The sequence below is a fragment of the Staphylococcus pseudintermedius genome, assembly GCF_001792775.2.
GTDB lineage: Bacteria > Bacillota > Bacilli > Staphylococcales > Staphylococcaceae > Staphylococcus > Staphylococcus pseudintermedius.
In genome coordinates this window covers 289,115-308,788 of the sequence record NZ_MLGE02000001.1, presented here as the reverse complement: position 1 = coordinate 308,788, position 19,674 = coordinate 289,115, and the positions used below count along the sequence as shown (strand labels likewise).

Sequence of the window (19,674 nt, the reverse complement as noted above, 5' to 3'; positions counted from 1 at the left end):
CATTAAGATAGAATTGGTGTTGCTGTTTTTACATTTACTTCGTTAAGCGCTTTCAAGTTATCAAGACCTTCGCTTTCCAACCATGCTTTCGCTTCTTGTTCACCTGCGTCTACAAGTGCCGCTGTTGCACCTTTCCATGTTGCACGACCACATAAAATACCGTTGAAATGTGCACCATTATCAGCTGCAAATTGGAGTGAATCCATAAATAATTGCGCAGATACGCCACCACTTAAGTAAATATAAGGGATGTTTGTTGCTGCATCTTGCGCTTTAAACGCTTCTGCCGCTTCTGCTTGCGTCATCACTGTTTTGTCTCCAAATCCCTCAACAAAGTTCATGTTTACAGGAATTTCCACTTTCAATGTGTCTACTTGGAAACGTGGTTCACTGAATACACGCATCGCTTCGTTCACTTTGTGTGGACGAACTTTCGCAAATGCTTCACCTTTTTCGTCACCAATGCTGTCATCGTATGTTAAGATTTCAAGTAAGAATGGGACGTTTTCAGCTTGACACTCTGTTCCTACACGTTCGATCATCGCTTGTTTCTTTTGGTTGATTTCGTCTGATTCATCTACATCATAGTAAAGTAAGAACTTCACTGCGTCTGCACCTGCTGCAACAAGACGACGTACGCTTTGATCTTCAATTAGACGTGGTAAACGTCCAGGCCGAGACTTATCATAACCTGTTTGTTCATAAGATAAGATTAAGCCTGCTTTTGCATCTTTCGCTTTTGCAGCATCTAAACCATATTCAGGGTCTACTAAAAAGCTAGAACCATGTGACGTTAACACTTCTGCTACCAATTTTTTAAATAATGACAAGTTTTCAGGTGTTCCTGTGTCACCTAACAATTTTCTTAATGCGCCACGTTGGTCTACTGCCACTGCTGCATAGATTCCATTTTCATCTACTAAACGACTTAAATCTTTTACCATTCAAACCTCTCCACTTCTATTTCATTTTTAATTTCAGCGACTTGGTTGACATCAATAAAGCCTGTTTTTTCTTGTAAAGCATTCGACGTCCCACATGCTAAGGCTTGACGAATTAACGCTTCTGGCGCTAAACCTTGATCCACACTGTAAGCAATACCTGCAACAGTCGAATCACCTGAACCGACTGGATTAACAATATCCTTATGTGGCAATGTCGCACGATAAACACCTTGCTTCCACTTCACAAGCGCACCGTCTCCACCTAGTGTTAAAAAGACGTCGCAATTGCTAAAATACGTATGTGTCTGTAACAAACGTGCACAATCATCAATCGTTAACTGTGTTTCACCGACTAGCATTTCAAATTCAGATTGATTCGGTTTAATACAGTGAATTGGTAACTTCGCTTCTAACAGTGCTTTTAACTCGCCCGCATGCGTATCGACAATATTGTACGTATGTGGGAATGCCTTTAAAATGCGTGCCATATGGTCAAACTTCGAATGCGTTTCGAACTGCGGTGAACTGCCGCTGATCGTCATCACTTTCGCATCCGCAGCATGTTGTGTGACATTTTCAAAATAAGCTTGTTGTTCGCTTTCTGAAATCGTTGGCCCTTGCTCAAGGACTTCCGTTTGGGCTTGGCCATCATTCAACGCTAAACTTTGCCTTGTCTGTCCTTGGATTAACGTAAACGCACTTGTAATTCCCATCTCTTTCAACGTATCGGCCATCCACTGACCATTGGCGCCGCCGAGATAGCCAAACGCACAGTGTGCCGCACCTAATTGATGTAGTACTTTCGTCACGTTAATTCCTTTACCGCCTGGATTTTCGATTTTCTGTTTGACACGATGGACTTCACCAACCACAAGTGGATCAATCTCGTACGTAATGTCTACAGATGGATTAAATGTATGTGTTGCAATCATAATTCCTCACCCTTTAACTGGATAAACCGTTACCCCTTTAACGACACGGTTAATGAAGCCGTCTGGACTTGGGTTATCCGGATTTAAACCTAATGCATTAGAACGTTGCGCAGCGAGTAACTGGCCAAACATTAAATATTGCAATGCGAGCTCCATATCTGATAATGATTCAGATTGTGGTAATTGAACAGTATGCTCACTTGCATCACTTTGACCGTCTAAAATATACATTTTGTAACGATCTTTCACTTGGCCCACTTCTTTAATCAAGTCGTCTTCGTATTGACGATGATATGTACCATTACTACGCATCATAATGAAAATAGCGTCTTTGCTTAAACCTGCTTTAGGACCGTGTCTGAAACCTAACGTTGTTTCACGTGCGATTTCTGTTTGTCCTGCCGTTAATTCGTTCAGTTTTAAGCTCACTTCTTTTGTTAACTCACCAATCAAACCTGTCGCTACATAGAACACTTTTGAAAATGTCATTGCGTTCACAGCTTGAGCTTGTTGTTCGAGCCACTCAAAGTTTGATTCTGCAATCTCGAAAAATTGTGGACTCACTTCACCACCGAAGAGTAAATAACTTGCAAATAACATAGATGAAAAGCTGGATGTCATTGCGAGTGACTTGTCGTTTGTTTCTTCAGGCAAAATCACTTTAAACACATTGTCTTTCTCCGCTTCGTATGCCCCTAAGAAGCCATCTTTATTATTTGTAATGAATAAGTGATACACATGTTGAGAAAGTTCATTCACAAATTCGACTGTCGCTTTCGTTTCTGGACTGTTACCGGAACGCGCAAACGATACAACAAGATACACTGTTTGGTTATCAATATAAAGTTGTGGATCGGTCACAAAATGTGTTGTCGGTACAGACTCAAATTCAAAGTTTGGCATTACAGAGGTGTTGCGTGCCATACGTGCGACATCTCCGACATAAGCGCTTGATCCTGCGCCTGTGAAAAGTACTTTTAATTTTTTCCCTGAATGTGTTTGTTCGATTTGATTCACAAATTGCTTGAATGCCTCTTGTTGCCCTTGAACAATATCAAACGTTTTTTTCAAAGTTTGTGGCTGTTGCTTTATTTCGCGATAAGTATCTGTTTCATGTAACACAATACTACCTCCCATATCATTTTTATGGTTACATCAATTGCACGGTGTATTTATATTTATGTCCACTTGCAATGCTTTGTGTAAACTCAATCAAATCTTCATCTACATAACTAAAGCGTTCAATAAACATGCAACTATCATCGACTACACCATTCAACAATTTCGCATGTTCTTTACTCAACTTACTTGCCGTCAAATTCTCACAAGCATTCGTTATCTGCAAACCGTAATGATAATTGAGCGTTTCATAAAGAGAGACACGATTAAAATCAAATTGCTCGAGCCCTTCACAAAAACGCATCGGCAAATAACTCACCTCGTATATGAGTGGGACATCATTCGAAAGTCGTAAGCGCTTTAATTCATAAACATATTGATAGGGTTTCAAATTCATTTTTTCTTGCAAAAACGTGGTAGATGGGATGAGTTTAATGCTTAACATTTTTGTACTCGCCTCATCACCATTTTTTTCTATCTCATCTTTAAAACTATAAAGCTCGTTCAAAAACTGTGTATATTGACTACCGAGTACAAAGGATCCTTTGCCGTGTTCGCGTTTAATGACATGATCTTTTTCTAAGCGATCTAAAGCTTCACGCACAGTAATTCGACTCACGCCAAACTGCTCACACAGCTTGCGTTCTGATGGTATTTTATCGCCTTCTTTATACTCACCAGCCTTAATACGACTATGAATGCCCTTGTACACTTGATAGTACAATGGTAATTTTTCAGACATGATATGATTCACCCCTACTGGTTATAACCACCTTGAATTATAAAGACTCTTACTATTTTTGTAAAGACTTTAATTTTAATTTTCGCCTTTTAAATAAAACGTTTACAACATTGCCCATGGCAACTTACAACATTATTGTTGCACTTTTAGAAAACCCTTTCAAAATCATTGCTCAAAAAAATTTTTTCTATCGTTTTTCTGGTTATAACCACTATAAATTTTTTTAGTTTGCGCACTATTGAACAATCGTAACAAACAATGTCGCTGTGTACATTTCTTGCAATTCCAAAAGCGCTGCATAGCGATAAAAAAGTGGTATTATTTTCGACTCTACAATCTGCCAAAAGTACGATAAAACCGGATTTGTAAGGGTTTACAAAGAAGTATAAAAATTATATATTCTATTCAATTAATCTTATGAGGAGTGCATAGACAAATGTTTAATCAACAAAAACAACACTATGGTATCCGGAAATATGCAATCGGGACTTCATCAGTATTATTAGGCATGACATTATTTATCACACATGACGCAACTGCAGCTGAAAACAATACACCTGCAAAGACAGAGACAAATCAAGCAGCAACAATTTCTTCTCGCACTTCGCCAACCGACGTCGTTCAACCTAATGCAGACACGAATGCTACAACGGCGACTAAAGAGACAACACCACAATCAGATTCAACAGCATTACCGCAAGCAGCAGCGCAACCTCAAACGGGCCAAACAGCATCGAAAGACACAGTAGATACAAATAAAACGCAAACAGCAGATTCCACAACCGATACTCCTGTGACAGACGCGCCAAAAGCTAATGACGACACAACACAGCCAGAAGCTGCGACTGTAGCCAAAAAAGAAGATGCTCAGACACCATCGACTGCAGACCCTACACCACAAGCGCAACAACCGCCTCAGTCAAAAGCACCTCAAGAAACGCAACAACAATCAACAGTTGAAGATACAACGCCACAACAAAACGCATCAACTGAAGCACACCCTAAAAATGTAGATACCGCTTCAACAAAACAACAACAAACAACGCCATCAACGGCACCGACACCTTACACACAACAAGCAGACGAAGCAATGACAGATGTCACAACAACCAGTGTCGACAGCAACGTACAGCCGTTAATCCCTGCAGAAGATCAACCTAAAAATACGAACACAGCTGACAAAGCAACCGTTGCGACACCACCACGTGACAATGCTAAGACTGCTGATCCGAACAAAAAAATGACACGTGCAGCAACGACACAACAAGATGATGCCGTCGATACATTGAAGTCAAAAGAAATGACAGCAACGATCGATAAAAGTTTTCCAGCCGTTAAATATTACACATTGAAAAATGGTAAAAAAGTCGATGCACAACTGACGGATGCACGTCAAATCATCGTCAATGGTGAAGTCATTACACCAACAGTCAAATACAACAAAATTGATGATCATACGGCTGAATATGACTTAACAGCACAAAATGATTCACGTTCGATTGATGCCAATTTTAAATTCCGTTTATCAGTTGAAGGTAAGACCGTTGATTTACAAATGACAGATTACACGAACAACAACACAGAGCCACAAAACGTCATTCGCAACTTTAGCTTTGTAAGCCAATCGCTCGTATCTGTAAACAATCAACAGAAAAATGCCAAACTGCAAACATCGAAACTGTCTACAAATACAATGAAAAGCGGCGATAAATCATATCATATCGATGAAAATTTCAAAAACGACTTCAACGACTTTATGATGTACGGTTTCGTGTCAAATGATGATTACAGTGCAGGATTGTGGAGTAACGCACAAATTGGCGTCGGCATTGGTGAACAAGACTTCTTACGTGTCTACGCACAGTCTACACAAACAGATAACGGGGTCGCTGTCGGTTTAGGCTCAATGCCATGGTTTATCCAAAAAGACGCTGCACATCCAGATGCGAAAAATCAAGGACTACTCCCACATGTCAAAGTCGCAATTGCGGAAGATGAAAATCAAGATGGTGAAATTAACTGGCAAGACGGTGCAATTGCTTATCGTAGCATTATGAACAATCCATATGGTGCCGAAGAAGTACCTGACCTTGTTGGGTACCGTATCGCGATGAACTTTGGTTCTCAAGCGCAAAACCCATTTTTAAAGACGTTAGATGGTGTGAAAAAATTCTATCTCAATACAGATGGTTTAGGGCAATCCATTTTATTAAAAGGTTATAACAGTGAAGGCCACGACTCTGGTCATTTAGATTACGCGAATATTGGTCAACGTATAGGTGGCGTGAAAGACTTTAAAACGTTACTTCAAAAAGGGGCAGATTATGGCGCACGTTTCGGTCTTCATGTGAATGCATCTGAAACATATCCAGAGTCTCAAGCATTCAACCCTGCCCTCTTACGTAAAGATGCGAATGGAAACTATATGTATGGCTGGAACTGGCTCGATCAAGGCTTTAACATCGATGCAGATTACGATTTAATACACGGGCGTAAAGAACGCTTCGAAGCACTCAAACAAATTGTCGGTGATGACCTCGACTTTATTTATGTCGATGTATGGGGGAATGGACAATCCGGCGACAATACAGCCTGGCCATCACATCAATTAGCCAAAGAAATCAACGACTTAGGATGGCGCGTCGGTGTCGAATGGGGTCACGGTATGGAATATGACTCCACGTTCCAACATTGGGCAGCCGACTTAACGTATGGATCGTACCAAAATAAAGGGATTAACTCAGAGGTAGCACGCTTCTTACGCAACCATCAAAAAGATTCATGGGTCGGTAACTATCCAAAATACTCAGGTGCAGCTGACTTCCCATTGCTCGGCGGTTATGACATGAAAGATTTTGAAGGTTGGCAAGGTCGTAACGATTACTCTGCTTACATTAAAAATATTTTCAATGTTGATGTACCAACAAAGTTTTTACAACATTATAAAGTGATGCGTATTGTCGATGGTGAGCCTGTTAAAATGACTGCCAATGGTCAAACGATTGACTGGACACCAGAAATGCAAGTCGATTTACAAAATGAAGGCGGTGATCAAGTCACTGTTAAACGTAAATCTAACGACTATGAAAACGACATTGACAACTACCGCTCACGTACAATCGAATTGAATGGTCGCACAGTACTCGATGGCGATTCATACCTTTTACCATGGAATTGGGATGCGAACGGCCAACCATTAACTGGCGATAACGAAAAATTATATCACTGGAATAAAAAAGGCGGTTCAACGACTTGGAAACTGCCTGAATCATGGGATACAGACCAAGTCGTGCTATACGAATTATCTGAAACGGGCCGTAAGTCACCACGTACAGTGGCAGTGAAAGACCATCAAGTGACACTCGATAATATTAAAGCAGACACACCGTATGTCGTTTATAAAGTCGCACAACCAGACAACACAGATGTGAACTGGAGCGAAGACATGCACGTGAAAGATGCCGGCTTCAACTCACAACAACTGACACCTTGGACAATCGAAGGCAATCAAGATAAAGTGAGCATCGACAAGTCGACAACATCAAATGAAATGCTAAAAATCGATAGTCCAACAAAAACAACGCAATTAACGCAACAATTGACAGGTTTAGTGCCAGGACAACGTTACGCTGTCTATGTTGGCGTCGATAACCGCAGTGATGCAGCGGCGCATATTGCAGTGACACATAACGGTGAAACGCTCGCAAGTAACGAAACAGGTCAATCGATCGCGAAAAACTATGTGAAAGCAGATGCACATAGTAACAATGCTGCGACGTTTAAAAATGGCGGTAGTTACTTCCAAAACATGTACGTGTACTTCGTTGCGCCAGAAGATGGTAAAGCAGACTTGACGATTCAACGCGACCCAGGTGAAGGTGCCACTTATTTCGATGATATTCGTGTGTTAGAAAATAACGCGAATCTCCTTCAAAACGGCACATTCAACCAAGACTTCGAAAATGTACCACAAGGGTTATTCCCGTTCGTCGTGTCAGAAGTTGAAGGCGTTGAAGATAATCGCGTTCACTTATCTGAAAAGCACGCACCGTATACACAACGCGGATGGAATAATAAACGTGTCGATGATGTCATTGATGGCAAATGGTCACTTAAAGTAAACGGTCAAACAGGTAAAGATAAAATGGTCATCCAAACGATTCCGCAAAACTTCTACTTCGAACCAGGAAAAACGTATGAAGTGTCATTTGATTATGAAGCAGGTTCTGATGATACGTATGCATTTGCGACAGGTAGTGGGGACATTTCTAAAAATCGTAACTTTGAAAAGACACCATTGAAAAATACAGTCGATGGTGGCAAAGCGAAACGGGTGACATTTAAAGTGACGGGTGATGAAAATGGTCAAACTTGGATCGGTATTTACTCAACGAAAACACCCAATGATCCACGAGGCGTGAAAAATGGCAATCAAATCAACTTCGAAGGGACGAAAGATTTCATTCTAGACAACCTTTCTATCCGTGAAATTGACGCACCGAAGCCTGATGCCACACAAGAAAGCGGTGATAGCGCACCAATGAATGAAACAGATGAGCGTAACGTCAATTCAAACGGTACATCAGCCGATCATAGTGAGACAACTGATGTCAATGTCAGTGCAACGACAGATGATACAGCAGTCAAAGGCGAAATGACGACAAACAGAACAGATGCACCAACTGTTACACTGCCTGAAGCAACGATAGTAGATGAAGGCACGTCAAACCCTGTCACTACAACACCAACGAATACAACACAAGCTATGACAAATAAGGCTGATGAGATGCCACAAACGATGAACAATGTTCCTTTAACTGGCATCGCTACCGATATGATGCAGTCTCATGCGGTGGATTCCATGGCAGCAACACTAGCAGCTACAAATCAAGTGGCGGCACCTGTGCGTCAAACAGCAGGACCTATGCAACATGGTATGGACAGTGCTTCAACGCAACACGCACCCATACAAGTTGACAATGTCACAGCACCACCATTACCAGATGAACAGTTTGCCGAATTACCTAAAACTGGGGATACGACTCCAAATACACGTGGACCTTTAATGGCGATGATAGTTGGCGCAGTCTTAACAGCATTCGGATTCAGACGCCAACGTAAAGAAAAATAGGAATAGGCTGGGACATTACCCTCAGTACACATTGTTATCCAATTTTTGACTTGAGTTGCGCTGCGAATACCATATTTGATTGCTAAATCATATGAAGACAAATCAGAATGTAAGTATTCGTTAATGATATTGAGTTTTAATTTTTTAGAGTAACAATTTCTTTTAGTATTCGGTAAAAGTACGTCAATGCCATGCGCTTTGTAATACCTATACTTATAAGAAAGGGTTTGTGGATTAATATCAATGTTTAAAGCGTTGATAATATATTGAAATGAATATCCTTTTTCATAAGCTTCAAAAATATGAAGATATTGATTAACATTAAGTTTTTTAATAAAAGACATAAAAACTCCCTCCAAAGCTTTCATTTTTTCAATGTCCACTTTGGAGGGAGCATATCAATCATAATTCTTTGTTAGATATTTGTAGAGTACTTATAAAAATCTAATGTAAGAATATGTGTTCAACTCATAAACTAAATAGTTTTTCTAAAATTTTGATTCTATATTTACTTACTTAGGTAATCAGACAATATATACATAAAATTAATTTTGTAAAGTTTTTAACCTCTCATTCAGAGACCACATCTCCCACAACTACATTAACAATTGAATTATGTTTGTTTTTTAATATTGTTGTTGACATTATTGATGCTTTTTATTATTTTATAGCTATAAGGAGGTGAAAAATATGAATTTTCTCAAGCATTTGTTCTCATTTAATGAAATCAACATTTGGATCTTCAAATTTGGCAGAAGAGGCAAACATTGGTATTTCTAGAGATCTTTCAACTATTTAATTTCAGTAAAAATTAAGGTGTGGTGGTTTTTATTCTTACCTTAGTTTTTACTGAAATAAATTTTGAGGTATACAATGAAAAAGTTTGAATGTATATTGCTATCGTGTGCAATCATCATAGTCACTAGTTTTTTCTTTAATATTGGGATTATGCTAATGTCTCTTTTAAATGACAATAGCTTTTTACACTTTTATTTATATATGTTTTCTATAAATTTCATAATATCTTTTGTAATAATACCAACAATTTTTATGAAATTAATACTTAATACCAGTTTAGTTTCTTTATTTCAGGACGTTTTCGAATTTAAAAGGTTAGGCGTACTTTTTACAATCACATCTTTAATATCTTTATATCTAGTTAAATTAGACGCCACAGTAGAATATGCTGTTGTTGCTTTGGGAGAAGAATTTTTATTCCGTCATTTAATATTCATTTTATTAATGAGGTCATTCAATAATAAAGAATCTATTTTAATAGGATCTTTATTATTTGCTTTGATACTGCATCTAAACGGCAATTTATTTATTAATTTACTAACAAAATTTCCTTTCAGCATCATTTTGTACTACCTAACAAATAAATATAGACTACAAGATGCTGTTATAGTTCATTGGTTATACAATGTATTAGTCTATAAATTTTCTTAAATATCTTTTTATCGGGGTTGTTTTTATTGTTTTCAAAACGAAAAGTTCTTTTACTTTCTCTCATATCGAATATTTTGTTATCTATTGTAATGTCTGTCATCAACGTAAACTTAGGAATTATTACAATGATTTTTGGAATTATTCTTATTCCTGTATTACTTAACTTTACACTTTTATGCCTTAGTAACAAAGTTTATAACATAGCAAGTATTTTTTTTATGAGCTTCTTTAACTTGATTTATTACATAATTTCCGCTAAATCTATACAGAACAATCCAAAATTTTTAAAGCTTGCCTCTACATATACACATCAAAGCAACGGTTTTTATGTTGAAATGAATACCAATCTATTATCATTTACTCAAATTGTTTTTATAATTCTTTTCTATTTTACTTTAACTTTTCTAATTATGATATTTTTTAAGAGGAGAGTTAATCATCATGCTAAAACTAAATAATATTTATAAAACATACAAAAATAGTGATAAAATAATATTAAATGATATTAATTTAACCGTTGCAAAAGGGGAGATAGTTGGTTTATTAGGTAAGAATGGTGCTGGTAAAACAACACTTATGAAAATAATTGCAAAATCAAAAAAACCCACTTCTGGCACAGTATATATCAACAATATTAATATCTTTAATGAATCTAATATTCTCGATAATGTTGGAATTATGATTGACACCGTTTATTATGACCACTTATCTGCAGAAAAAAACTTACGCTACTTCTTGAATGTTAATAATAAAACAGAGTATATAAAAAATATCAATCAAGTACTTGATATGGTTGGACTGTTAAGTGTAAGTAATAAAAAAATTAAACATTTCTCGTTTGGAATGAAACAGAGATTATCTTTAGCAATGTGTCTTATTATTGAACCAAAATTAGCAATAATGGATGAACCTTTTGTTGGATTGGATCCTAACGGTGTCCAAAGCTTAATATTATCACTTAAGAAATGGGTGAAAATTAAAAACACCTCTCTTTTAATATCTAGTCACCAACTCAATGAACTAGAAGCTGTTTGTGATCGATTTGTTTTTTTGAAAGAAGGCCAGTTGCATGAAATTCAATTGGATGAATTTCAATTCCTCAAGATTATAGTTGATAAAGAAATTGAAAATGAGCACATACTTTTATTCAAAAGAGAGTTCCCTATAATTAGTAAAATAGAAAAAAATGTTATATACATTCCAAATGACGCTCGTCATTACAATGCATTATTAAAATTTGTACTTTCACACTATAATCTTGTTCATATTGATACACCAAAACAAGGATTATATAGTGCATTCGATTACTTTGAAAGAAATGAGGAATAATATGTTACAAAAAAGTATATTTAACAATATGCTATCACTTACTTCATCTAAAATTTTCCTTGCACTTTCTTTATATCCTTTTCTTTACCTAATCACTTTATTCCTTCCAACTAATTTCATGCAAATTGGTGGTATTGACAATGGTCTATCTGGATTAGATTTTTATTATGGTATAGTAATTGCACAATCACAATTTGCAATACCACTAATAATGATGTCTTACTTTGTTAGTAAGCTTTTTTATGAGGAACACAATACTGGTAAACTCATTATTTATAAAGATATCAAGAGATCTCGTTTATTGAACGCAAAATTGCATACTTTGCTTTCATTCTATGGTTTATATTTAATCTTATTATTTATTTCATCTGAAATTCTATATTTCAGTTTTATCAAAAATTTTAATTACGCGTCAGGGAGTTTTCTACCCTCAGATAAAACTATAATTTATAATGATTTACTAAATATAATTGGACTTTTTGAAATTTCTTTTATCGCTATTTTTTTTGCTATATTGTTATCTATGAGATTTTCATCTGGATTTACCATTTTAGGTGTCATCCTCCTGTTTATGATTATCTCTATCGCTCCATTAATCAAGGGGATGCAGTATATTTTTCCAAACAGCTATAACAACGTTGTTGATTTAAACGATTTTTTTATTAAACTATTTTTTTCAATTCTTATAACTTCCTTTTACTCACTTTTGTTTTACATTTTGAGTTTGCGAATTTTTAATAATCTGGAATATTGAATTGAAAACAAATAATTGTAAAAAAATACTATCTATCAATATAAAGTGGCTGAAAAAGCTACTTTATATTGACACATCTAAACTAATATTTAATCATCAACTAAAATTTGAAGATGTCTCCTCTAAATTTTTAGGTGTATATGCAATACATTTATATGAGTCTAGTGCCATATTTTTCTTAAATGCCAAATAAGCACCGAAACAAGCTAAAACAATGCCTAAAACTAAACTGACACTCAATTGAGATTCACCTAATAATACACTTGCGATTCTCCCAATAGCCGGAAACATCGGCACCATGTAACTACTCTCCGAGGCGCCGATATTTTGAATTAATTTCAAAATAAAACAGCCACGCAAGAAAAGAAGCTAAAACTGATAAATAAAGGAGACCTATCCAAAATTCACGTCTGTATGAACAGTATAATGTCGGCCTTGGATTAACTTATAAAACAGTAAGAATAGAACAGCTCCCACCATACCAAACGCATTTGCAAGAACCGGATGCATCCCTCTGTTACTATTGAACAACGACAAGACATCCCCTACAAAAGTGATAGTTGTTCCAAAGGTTGCCATCACAATGCCCATAATGAACTCGCTGGACAAATGGTTCAAATCGGGAGACAAAATCACCATGACGCTGAGAATCCCTAACAAACCTCCGATATAAATTTTAGGGGCGATAGACTTTTTAAATACAATGCTAATGAGAACTGGTGTCAAAATAGATTCCATTAAAAAAATGAGCGTCACAATGGCTGCTGTACTATAAAACGTCCCGTAATAGAGCAACAAATAACTCACAGTAAAATTGCAAAGGCCGAAACCTACCACTGTTAACCAATTCACATTGTTTAATGCAACACGTTGACGTAACCCCCATAACAACACACTAAACAATACTAACGCAATTATAGAGCGATAAAGGAGTGCCACTTCTAAGCTGATACTTTCCCCTTGTATTTTAACCGCTATAAAATTAAGACCCCAAATCAGTATACAAAAAATATACATCACAGCGTTCATCGTCCCACTCCTATATTTCTTTAATCAATTTCAAGAGGTAACTTCGCTTTGATAATGTTCAATTTCTAACTTCACTTAACAATCCCAGTCAATTCATCAATAAATGACTGAAAAGCATGTTGAGTGACATTCAATTTAACCGCTACACCCGAATCTGTACCTGTATTTGAGCACAGCATCCCCGAATCATAGTGCACGTAAAGTATGATTTCGTCGTCCTCAAGATGAATCACAGACAAATAGAGACCTGGTTCTAAAAAGGAAATGTCAGTCATACCCGTTTTTAACTCAAACTGCTGTAGCTGCTACATATCACTCTCAAATAGCGCTAAATCTGTGGAAACATTTTGGTTTTCAAACGTGCTCGTTACTTTGTAGTTGAAAATTTTGTCACCTTTTTCATCTGTTATTGCATCCAATCAGAATCATAAAAAGTTATGACACCGTACTGAAAGATCGCCATTTCATTATTATGACGTTCGGTTTCAGTATATTGATGATGGGGGAACTTTCCGCGTCTTCATACATTGTGATACGGTTGAAAGAGATCTTCAATCCTATCCATCTTGCATATTTAAACATTGATGGCGTTAAAATGTTTTCTATACTGATGATTGTAAACACGGTCATTGTCATTTCTTGTACATATATCATTTCTAAGTGGTCCATGTCGTACAATCAAAAATATATTTTGTTACTTGGCATGGTCATGGACGTCGTCGGTTATGCGAATGTGACCCATTCGAAGCATCACCTTCCTGTATACCCTAATTTATTGAATCAACAGTTTAAAGTATCACAACCTGGCAGCGTTTGGGTGGCGGATATCACGTATGTATACACGAAAGAAGGATGGCTCTATTTAGCAACTGTCATGGATTTGTTTTCCCGTAGAATCATTGGCTAGGCGATGGCACCTCGTATGACTAAAGCACTTGTGATATCAGCTTTAAACAAAGCGTATACAATTCAAGAACCTAGAGAGGGATTAATCCACCACTCAGACCGAGGAAGTCAATATGCCTCAATAGAATATCAAAATTTACTACGTGAAGAAGGGATTCAGAGCAGTATGAGTCGTATAGAAAACTGTTACGACAAGGCATGTATAGCATCTTTTCATAGTATCATCAAAAAGGAATTGATATATCATCAGAACTATAAAATCAGGAATGGAGCGATGTATAGCATTGTGGCGTATCTCCTTACTTTTTACAATTCTAAAAGCGTGCATTCAACGTTAAATGATATGAGCCCCATTGAATTTGAGAAGAAATACGCAACAAAATCACCTAGCCCAACATGTACTTTTTAATTTTCAAAAGTACATGTTGGGCTAGGCCAGCAAGCGAAGCGCGGTAGAATTCTCTCTTTTCTGTGTCCGGTTTCTTGACATAGATCCAAATTAAAACCTGCCATTTTTATGGATTGAATACTAGTTTAATAAAATATGGTTTATATTAACTACATCCAATTCATGGCGTATTCTCTAGATTGCAAGAATCTATTCTGTCCATCTCCAAGATGATAACCGAATGTATCAATGTCTTCCTCAAACTATTCGAAAACCTTTTCTCATGATGAAACTAAAATAGATATAGAGTACCATGATTAAGACCGTAACAATGAAATAAACGACAGCTTGATGATGGTTCAACACGACGCCAAAAAACAACAGTGCAATGGGGTATGATATGTCTAGCAGTGTCTGTTTGAATGTCATCACATACCCTCGATACTTTTCCTCAATAGCCTCTTGCAAGTAGTTCGATGTCGGTATGATCGCTAATGGTTGCGATAAGCCCATCAAGCCGTTCAATATGAACAATAACAGCATGGCGACCGCTGTATTCATTTGAAAGACCACCATGACGCCTAAAATCAACACTGTGACACATTGTAATAACATGGCACGTTCATAAGTCGACTTCAAATTGTCTTTCTCAGAATTCATGCCTAGCCATACAGAGACAGCCACCATTCCAACTGTAAAGCCAGCAACAACGACGCCATATTGCGGTGCAGATAACTGCATGGATTGTACTGCTGCAATCGGCATACCAATTGAAAAGACAGCGACCAAAAAGTGCAAGGCTACCATGATAATGAAGAAATGTTTCAACGCTTTTTGCTGTTTTAAATAACGATAACCTTCTCGCAAACTTTTCTTCATCTGCTTATTTTCAAATTTCACTTCTTTATCTAATGGCAAATTTAAGACAAAGAGGACCGCCAGAGCTTCTGTAATAAGGTTGAGTAATGCTAAAGTTTCGATATTAAAGAAAGCAATCATCATGCCCCCTATGATTGGAGCTAGGAAATGAATCGCCGTATTAGTTGTTAATGTCAATGATGTATACCGTTCAACGTCTCCTTTAATAATATGATTGACGTTGGCATCGATGAACATTCGGATAGTGGCATCGGTCATATTGAGCATAATGCCTAAAATGATGATGTAGTTAAAGAACATATCAAATACGATGGTGAATACAAACAGAAAAATCACATTGAGCAATTGTATCATTATGACCATCATTTTATTATGATAGCGACCCGCAAAGAGACCTAACAATGGTTCCGTCACAAGTGTAGAAATGACAATCGCTGTTAAATAAAGGGTAAAAAGGGCTGTACTGTCCGTGTGTTGTAATATGTAAAATGCGCATGCAAAACTAAAGATGCGCGAACCTACAGATGAGACGCTATTGAATAAGAGCAAGCTCGCAGTTTTAATACTCATGGTGTTTCTCTCCTCGCTAAAACCTTATACTATTTATCCCACAGCCCTCGAATTTTGTCAAAAATGTAAAAATTAAAATTTGATTTAGTAAAATTTATTATTCTATTTTTTATACGATTGGAAAGTGAATGATTTTAAGCGCATAGTAAAAAGCCAACGAAAATCCTGATATGCGCTGATTTTCATTGGCTTTCATATTCATTTCAATATACTGCTGGCCTTCACCTAGTCTAATTCAGGAAGGTTCGCTAATAATTGCTCTCTTTGACTTTCATATTGAGGTGGCAACATAATCTTTTGACCTAATTGATCTTTTGGTTCGTCACGATCAAAACCTGGAGGAATTGTCGCAAGTTCAAAAATAATGTGACCACGTTCTTTAGTGTAAATCGCTTTGAAGTAGTTACGATCTTTCACTTCTGTCACGTGATAACCTTGTGACATTAAATATTTTTGCCATGCAAGATGTTGTTCATCATTATCTACAGACCATGCGATATGGTGAACTGTACCAACACCCCAACGACCTTCTGGAAGTGGCTTTTTAGGGATAATGATGTGATGCTTCAAATCTCCTGCTGTTTCAAAGTGGAAGTGGTCTGCATCATGTTCTAGTTCTGTTAAGCCTAAATCATCCACAAGTTCTTTTAAAGTTTCTACAGGACGTAATGATAATAATACAGAACCGTGGAAACCTAGAATTTTGTTTGTGTCACTTTCTTCGTCGCTTTCAACTAATGCGAGATCCAAACCATGAATGTCTTCAAACTCGATTGTTGGACGACGGAAAAGTTCTGTTTCTGTCGTTTCAACATTGTTATCGTTTAAATGTTGAACCCAGTAGTCTTTGGAGTTTTTAGGGATTCTGAATGCAATACGCCCCACTTGACCGCTACCAACTCGACCTTTATAAGCATTCGCCCATGGGAAAAATGTCATAACCGTACCTGGATCAACATTATCATTTGCAAAATACAAATGGTACGTACCCGGATCGTCAAAGTTTACTGTTTTTTTAACTAAACGTAAGTTAAGCACTTTTTCATAAAAATCTTTGTTTTCTTTTGGATGTCCTACAATTGCTGAGATGTGATGGATATGTTTAATAGGTTCCATACTCTCTGCCTCCTTTTATTTTTCAAATTGTTCATCTTGAATCGGTTTGTAAAATTGTTCCTTGTCGCCTTGTCCGCTGAAACTCTTACTATAAAATGGTGGATTGTCCGTATTCGATGCGTCACTCGTTAAGATGGCGCGATTTAAATGCATCACTTCGCCATTATGAACCAGTGTAAAATCTCCATACATGAAAATTTCACCATCATCACCATAAGCCACTCTTGTTTCTGGGTGTGTTTCTTGTTGATTTGATGGAAGCTCGTATGTTAATGCACCACTCGGACATCGTTCAACCACTTTGATGACGTCTTCCACAGCCGCATTATCTGGTTGAACCCAAGGACGCTTCTCCACATCAAACACTTCCCCTAAACCACGTATACATTCTGTTGCATGTACACATCGTTTAGGTTCGAAATAAACATTGATATTTTCGCCCGTATATTGCTTTACCATGTTCCCCACTCCAATCTCAAGACTGTATTCGTAAGTTTGACCATTCACAGATTAAAGACTATAATTTAATCATATCAGTATAAATATTATACTCATAAAACAACAAAAGAGTAAAGTAAACAACCTTTTATAGAGGAGGCTTAACATGGAAGGACAAATCATTCCAGGTGTAGGAACAAAATACAGTTTAACAACTGCTAATAATGATATCGTTCATGTCATTTTACATTACAATGGTAAACGAGAAATTTACATCACTGATGAAGACGAAGATGTACTCGCGAACATTGGATTAAATGAAACTGAAGCACGTGAAATCGCATTAAAATTAATGGATGTCAATCACGATACAATGGAAAAGCAAGCTTTCGAGCGCTTTTCATTATTACGTAAACAAATGCTTGTAGATTGGATTAAAGTAAGTCAACTTTCACCATTAAAAGGCATCAATATCGAAGAAGCTGAGCACCGCGTCCCAAACGGAGTCAACATTGTAGGTATTAGTCGAGGTTCTGACATTATTGCTAAACCAGAATCGACCGAATTGATTCACGAAGGCGATATCCTCCTTGTTATCGGATACAATGAAGCCGTATCAGAATTTGAAGTAGTTTGCCGACCGGAAGGATAGTCATAATGCATTTATTTGACCTGTCTGAACTCTTGCTCAGCGGACTGCTCATCTTTTTGCTGTTCATCAGTGCTTTCCTTGCCAATCGCATCTCTGCACCCGACATTATCATCTTTTTGCTAATTGGGATTGTACTTGCTTTTTTTGTAAGTCATTCAGAAATATTAGAATTTGCTGCTGAAACTGGTATCGTTTTGATGTTCTTTATGTTAGGGATGGAGTTTCCTATCAAACAACTCAAAGATCTTGCATTAAATATTTATAAAGCTGGATTACTAGATCTTTTACTTTCATTTGGTGTTACAGTCTTATTAGTGTTAATCATGGGACAACCTATCGAAATTGCTTTACTCTTAGGTGGCGTAGTCTACGCAACAAGTTCTTCGATTACCGTCAAACTACTCGAAAAAAACAATCGTATGACGACCAAAGATTCCAACTTTATACTCGGACTACTCGTTTTTGAGGATATCGTTTCGCCTTTACTTGTAACGATTATCGCTAGCTTGTTTATAGGGGAAGCGTTATCTGCCACAAGTTTATCGTTTGTATTTGTAAAAATTGTCTTATTACTTGTTGGTGCAATATTATTAGGACAAGTCGTCTTTAAAAAACTGGGCGCCTTTGTTGAAAAATACGTGAGCGAGGACTTCTTTATCTTATTTATGGTGGGCTTAAGTTTAACGTATGCAGGGATTGCAATACAGCTTGGTCTCTCGGAAGTATTTGGCGCCTTTTTAGCAGGTATTATGGTAGCAGAAACGCGTAAAATTAACCTATTGCAACAAAGCGTCCGAAATTTACGCGATCTTTTAATGCCTATCTTCTTTATTAATTTTGGATTGTCTATTCAACTGACTTCAGGTATTTCAATGGTCAATGTATTGCTTGTACTTATCGTCTGGTCAGTCATTTCTAAAATCATTGTCGGATACGTGGGGGGTAAGCAATTCGGCCTTAACAATGTGCCTGCCATGCGCGCTGGGCTTTCTTTCACACAGCGCGGAGAGTTTTCAATGATTATCGCCGGTTTTGCATCTACACAAATTAAAACATTAAGTGGGGTGTTCATCCTTATCTCTGCTATTATCGGTGTCACACTCTTCCAATTTGCCCCCAAAATTGCAAAACGTCTGTTTAAAAAGGAGAAAAAAGCATCTCTTCCAGGTAGTGTATAAATTTGCCATATGCTTTAAAAGTTTGATTGCCTGACATGAAATATTTTAATCAAATTGCCCTCATTGATCACAGTTCAAGTTTTCATGGTTGCCATTATGGACTGAGAATCAATGAGGG

Annotated in this window: 17 protein-coding genes and 1 pseudogene; 8 read left to right on the top strand and 10 right to left on the bottom strand. The window is 37.1% G+C overall.

Translation table 11 applies throughout. From position 1 onward, the window contains the following. Positions 1–2: 2 nt before the first annotated feature. From BJK46_RS01495 to BJK46_RS01480, 4 genes are read right to left on the bottom strand one after another with little or no spacing between them, the layout of a single operon-like run. Entirely contained in the window at positions 3–944 is a 942-nt protein-coding gene (locus BJK46_RS01495) for a tagatose 1,6-diphosphate aldolase (RefSeq protein WP_014612759.1), read from the bottom strand. Beyond that, positions 938–1,876: a 1-phosphofructokinase family hexose kinase gene (locus tag BJK46_RS01490; protein WP_103263485.1), complete on the bottom strand. Its 939-nt coding sequence runs from the start codon at positions 1,874–1,876 to the stop codon at positions 938–940. Before BJK46_RS01490 ends, BJK46_RS01495 begins: the two co-directional genes overlap by 7 nt. A 6-nt stretch (positions 1,877–1,882) precedes the next feature. Beyond that, positions 1,883–2,998 carry an SIS domain-containing protein gene (locus tag BJK46_RS01485; RefSeq protein WP_014612757.1) on the bottom strand — a complete coding sequence of 372 codons (1,116 nt, stop codon included), beginning with the start codon at positions 2,996–2,998 and terminating at the stop codon, positions 1,883–1,885. Positions 2,999–3,026: 28 nt separating this feature from the next. After that, the gene (locus tag BJK46_RS01480) at positions 3,027–3,737 is read right to left on the bottom strand and encodes a GntR family transcriptional regulator (RefSeq protein WP_014612756.1); all 711 of its coding nucleotides are present in this window, start codon (positions 3,735–3,737) and stop codon (positions 3,027–3,029) included. Between the two features lie 436 nt (positions 3,738–4,173). Here BJK46_RS01480 and spsG point away from each other — a divergent pair, with 436 nt between their 5' ends. The 5 genes from spsG (at position 4,174) to BJK46_RS01455 (ending at position 12,400) form a co-directional block, all read left to right on the top strand. Next, the gene (gene spsG, locus BJK46_RS01475) at positions 4,174–8,868 is read left to right on the top strand and encodes an LPXTG-anchored putative endo-alpha-N-acetylgalactosaminidase SpsG (protein ID WP_103263484.1); all 4,695 of its coding nucleotides are present in this window, start codon (positions 4,174–4,176) and stop codon (positions 8,866–8,868) included. An 873-nt stretch (positions 8,869–9,741) separates the two neighbouring features. Then, on the top strand, positions 9,742–10,317 hold the full coding sequence (locus tag BJK46_RS12610) for a CPBP family intramembrane glutamic endopeptidase (RefSeq protein ID WP_014612753.1): 576 nt from the start codon (positions 9,742–9,744) through the stop codon (positions 10,315–10,317). Between the two features lie 17 nt (positions 10,318–10,334). Next, on the top strand, positions 10,335–10,775 hold the full coding sequence (locus tag BJK46_RS12605) for an Msa family membrane protein (protein ID WP_353746040.1): 441 nt from the start codon (positions 10,335–10,337) through the stop codon (positions 10,773–10,775). Next, a complete protein-coding gene (locus BJK46_RS01460; protein WP_014612752.1) occupies positions 10,759–11,646 on the top strand; it encodes an ABC transporter ATP-binding protein in 888 nt (295 codons plus the stop codon). The genes BJK46_RS12605 and BJK46_RS01460 overlap by 17 nt, the downstream gene beginning before the upstream one ends. A gap of 1 nt (position 11,647) precedes the next feature. Continuing rightward, entirely contained in the window at positions 11,648–12,400 is a 753-nt protein-coding gene (locus BJK46_RS01455) for an amino acid transporter (protein WP_014612751.1), read from the top strand. Between the two features lie 96 nt (positions 12,401–12,496). On the opposite strand, the gene BJK46_RS12365 is transcribed toward BJK46_RS01455, so the two are convergent. The 3 genes from BJK46_RS12365 to BJK46_RS12145 form a co-directional block, all read right to left on the bottom strand. Continuing rightward, positions 12,497–12,700, bottom strand: coding sequence for an LPXTG cell wall anchor domain-containing protein (locus BJK46_RS12365; protein ID WP_014612750.1), 204 nt, complete (start codon positions 12,698–12,700; stop codon positions 12,497–12,499). Between the two features lie 93 nt (positions 12,701–12,793). Further along, the gene (locus tag BJK46_RS01450; protein ID WP_051144714.1) at positions 12,794–13,429 is read right to left on the bottom strand and encodes a DMT family transporter; all 636 of its coding nucleotides are present in this window, start codon (positions 13,427–13,429) and stop codon (positions 12,794–12,796) included. A 71-nt stretch (positions 13,430–13,500) separates the two neighbouring features. Beyond that, a complete protein-coding gene (locus tag BJK46_RS12145) occupies positions 13,501–13,704 on the bottom strand; it encodes a hypothetical protein (RefSeq protein ID WP_178386885.1) in 204 nt (67 codons plus the stop codon). Positions 13,705–14,153: 449 nt separating this feature from the next. Between BJK46_RS12145 and BJK46_RS12575 the strand changes: the two are divergent. Further along, positions 14,154–14,744, top strand: a pseudogene (locus BJK46_RS12575) (IS3 family transposase); the annotation flags it as partial. 237 nt (positions 14,745–14,981) lie between these two features. Here the strand turns inward: BJK46_RS12575 and BJK46_RS01430 are convergent. The 3 genes from BJK46_RS01430 to BJK46_RS01420 all read right to left on the bottom strand — a co-directional run bounded on the left by BJK46_RS01430 (position 14,982) and on the right by BJK46_RS01420 (position 17,747). Beyond that, positions 14,982–16,172 carry an MFS transporter gene (locus BJK46_RS01430; protein ID WP_103263476.1) on the bottom strand — a complete coding sequence of 397 codons (1,191 nt, stop codon included), beginning with the start codon at positions 16,170–16,172 and terminating at the stop codon, positions 14,982–14,984. A 225-nt stretch (positions 16,173–16,397) separates the two neighbouring features. After that, positions 16,398–17,288 carry a VOC family protein gene (locus tag BJK46_RS01425; protein ID WP_014612746.1) on the bottom strand — a complete coding sequence of 297 codons (891 nt, stop codon included), beginning with the start codon at positions 17,286–17,288 and terminating at the stop codon, positions 16,398–16,400. A 15-nt stretch (positions 17,289–17,303) separates the two neighbouring features. Then, positions 17,304–17,747, bottom strand: a complete 444-nt coding sequence (locus BJK46_RS01420; RefSeq protein WP_037542073.1) for a (4Fe-4S)-binding protein — start codon at positions 17,745–17,747, stop codon at positions 17,304–17,306. Between the two features lie 145 nt (positions 17,748–17,892). Between BJK46_RS01420 and BJK46_RS01415 the strand changes: the two genes are divergently transcribed. Next, complete coding sequence (locus BJK46_RS01415) at positions 17,893–18,378, top strand: cation:proton antiporter regulatory subunit (protein ID WP_103263475.1); 486 nt, start codon at positions 17,893–17,895, stop codon at positions 18,376–18,378. Positions 18,379–18,383: 5 nt separating this feature from the next. Continuing rightward, positions 18,384–19,556, top strand: a complete 1,173-nt coding sequence (locus BJK46_RS01410) for a cation:proton antiporter (RefSeq protein WP_100006965.1) — start codon at positions 18,384–18,386, stop codon at positions 19,554–19,556. The last annotated feature ends 118 nt before the right edge of the window (positions 19,557–19,674 follow it).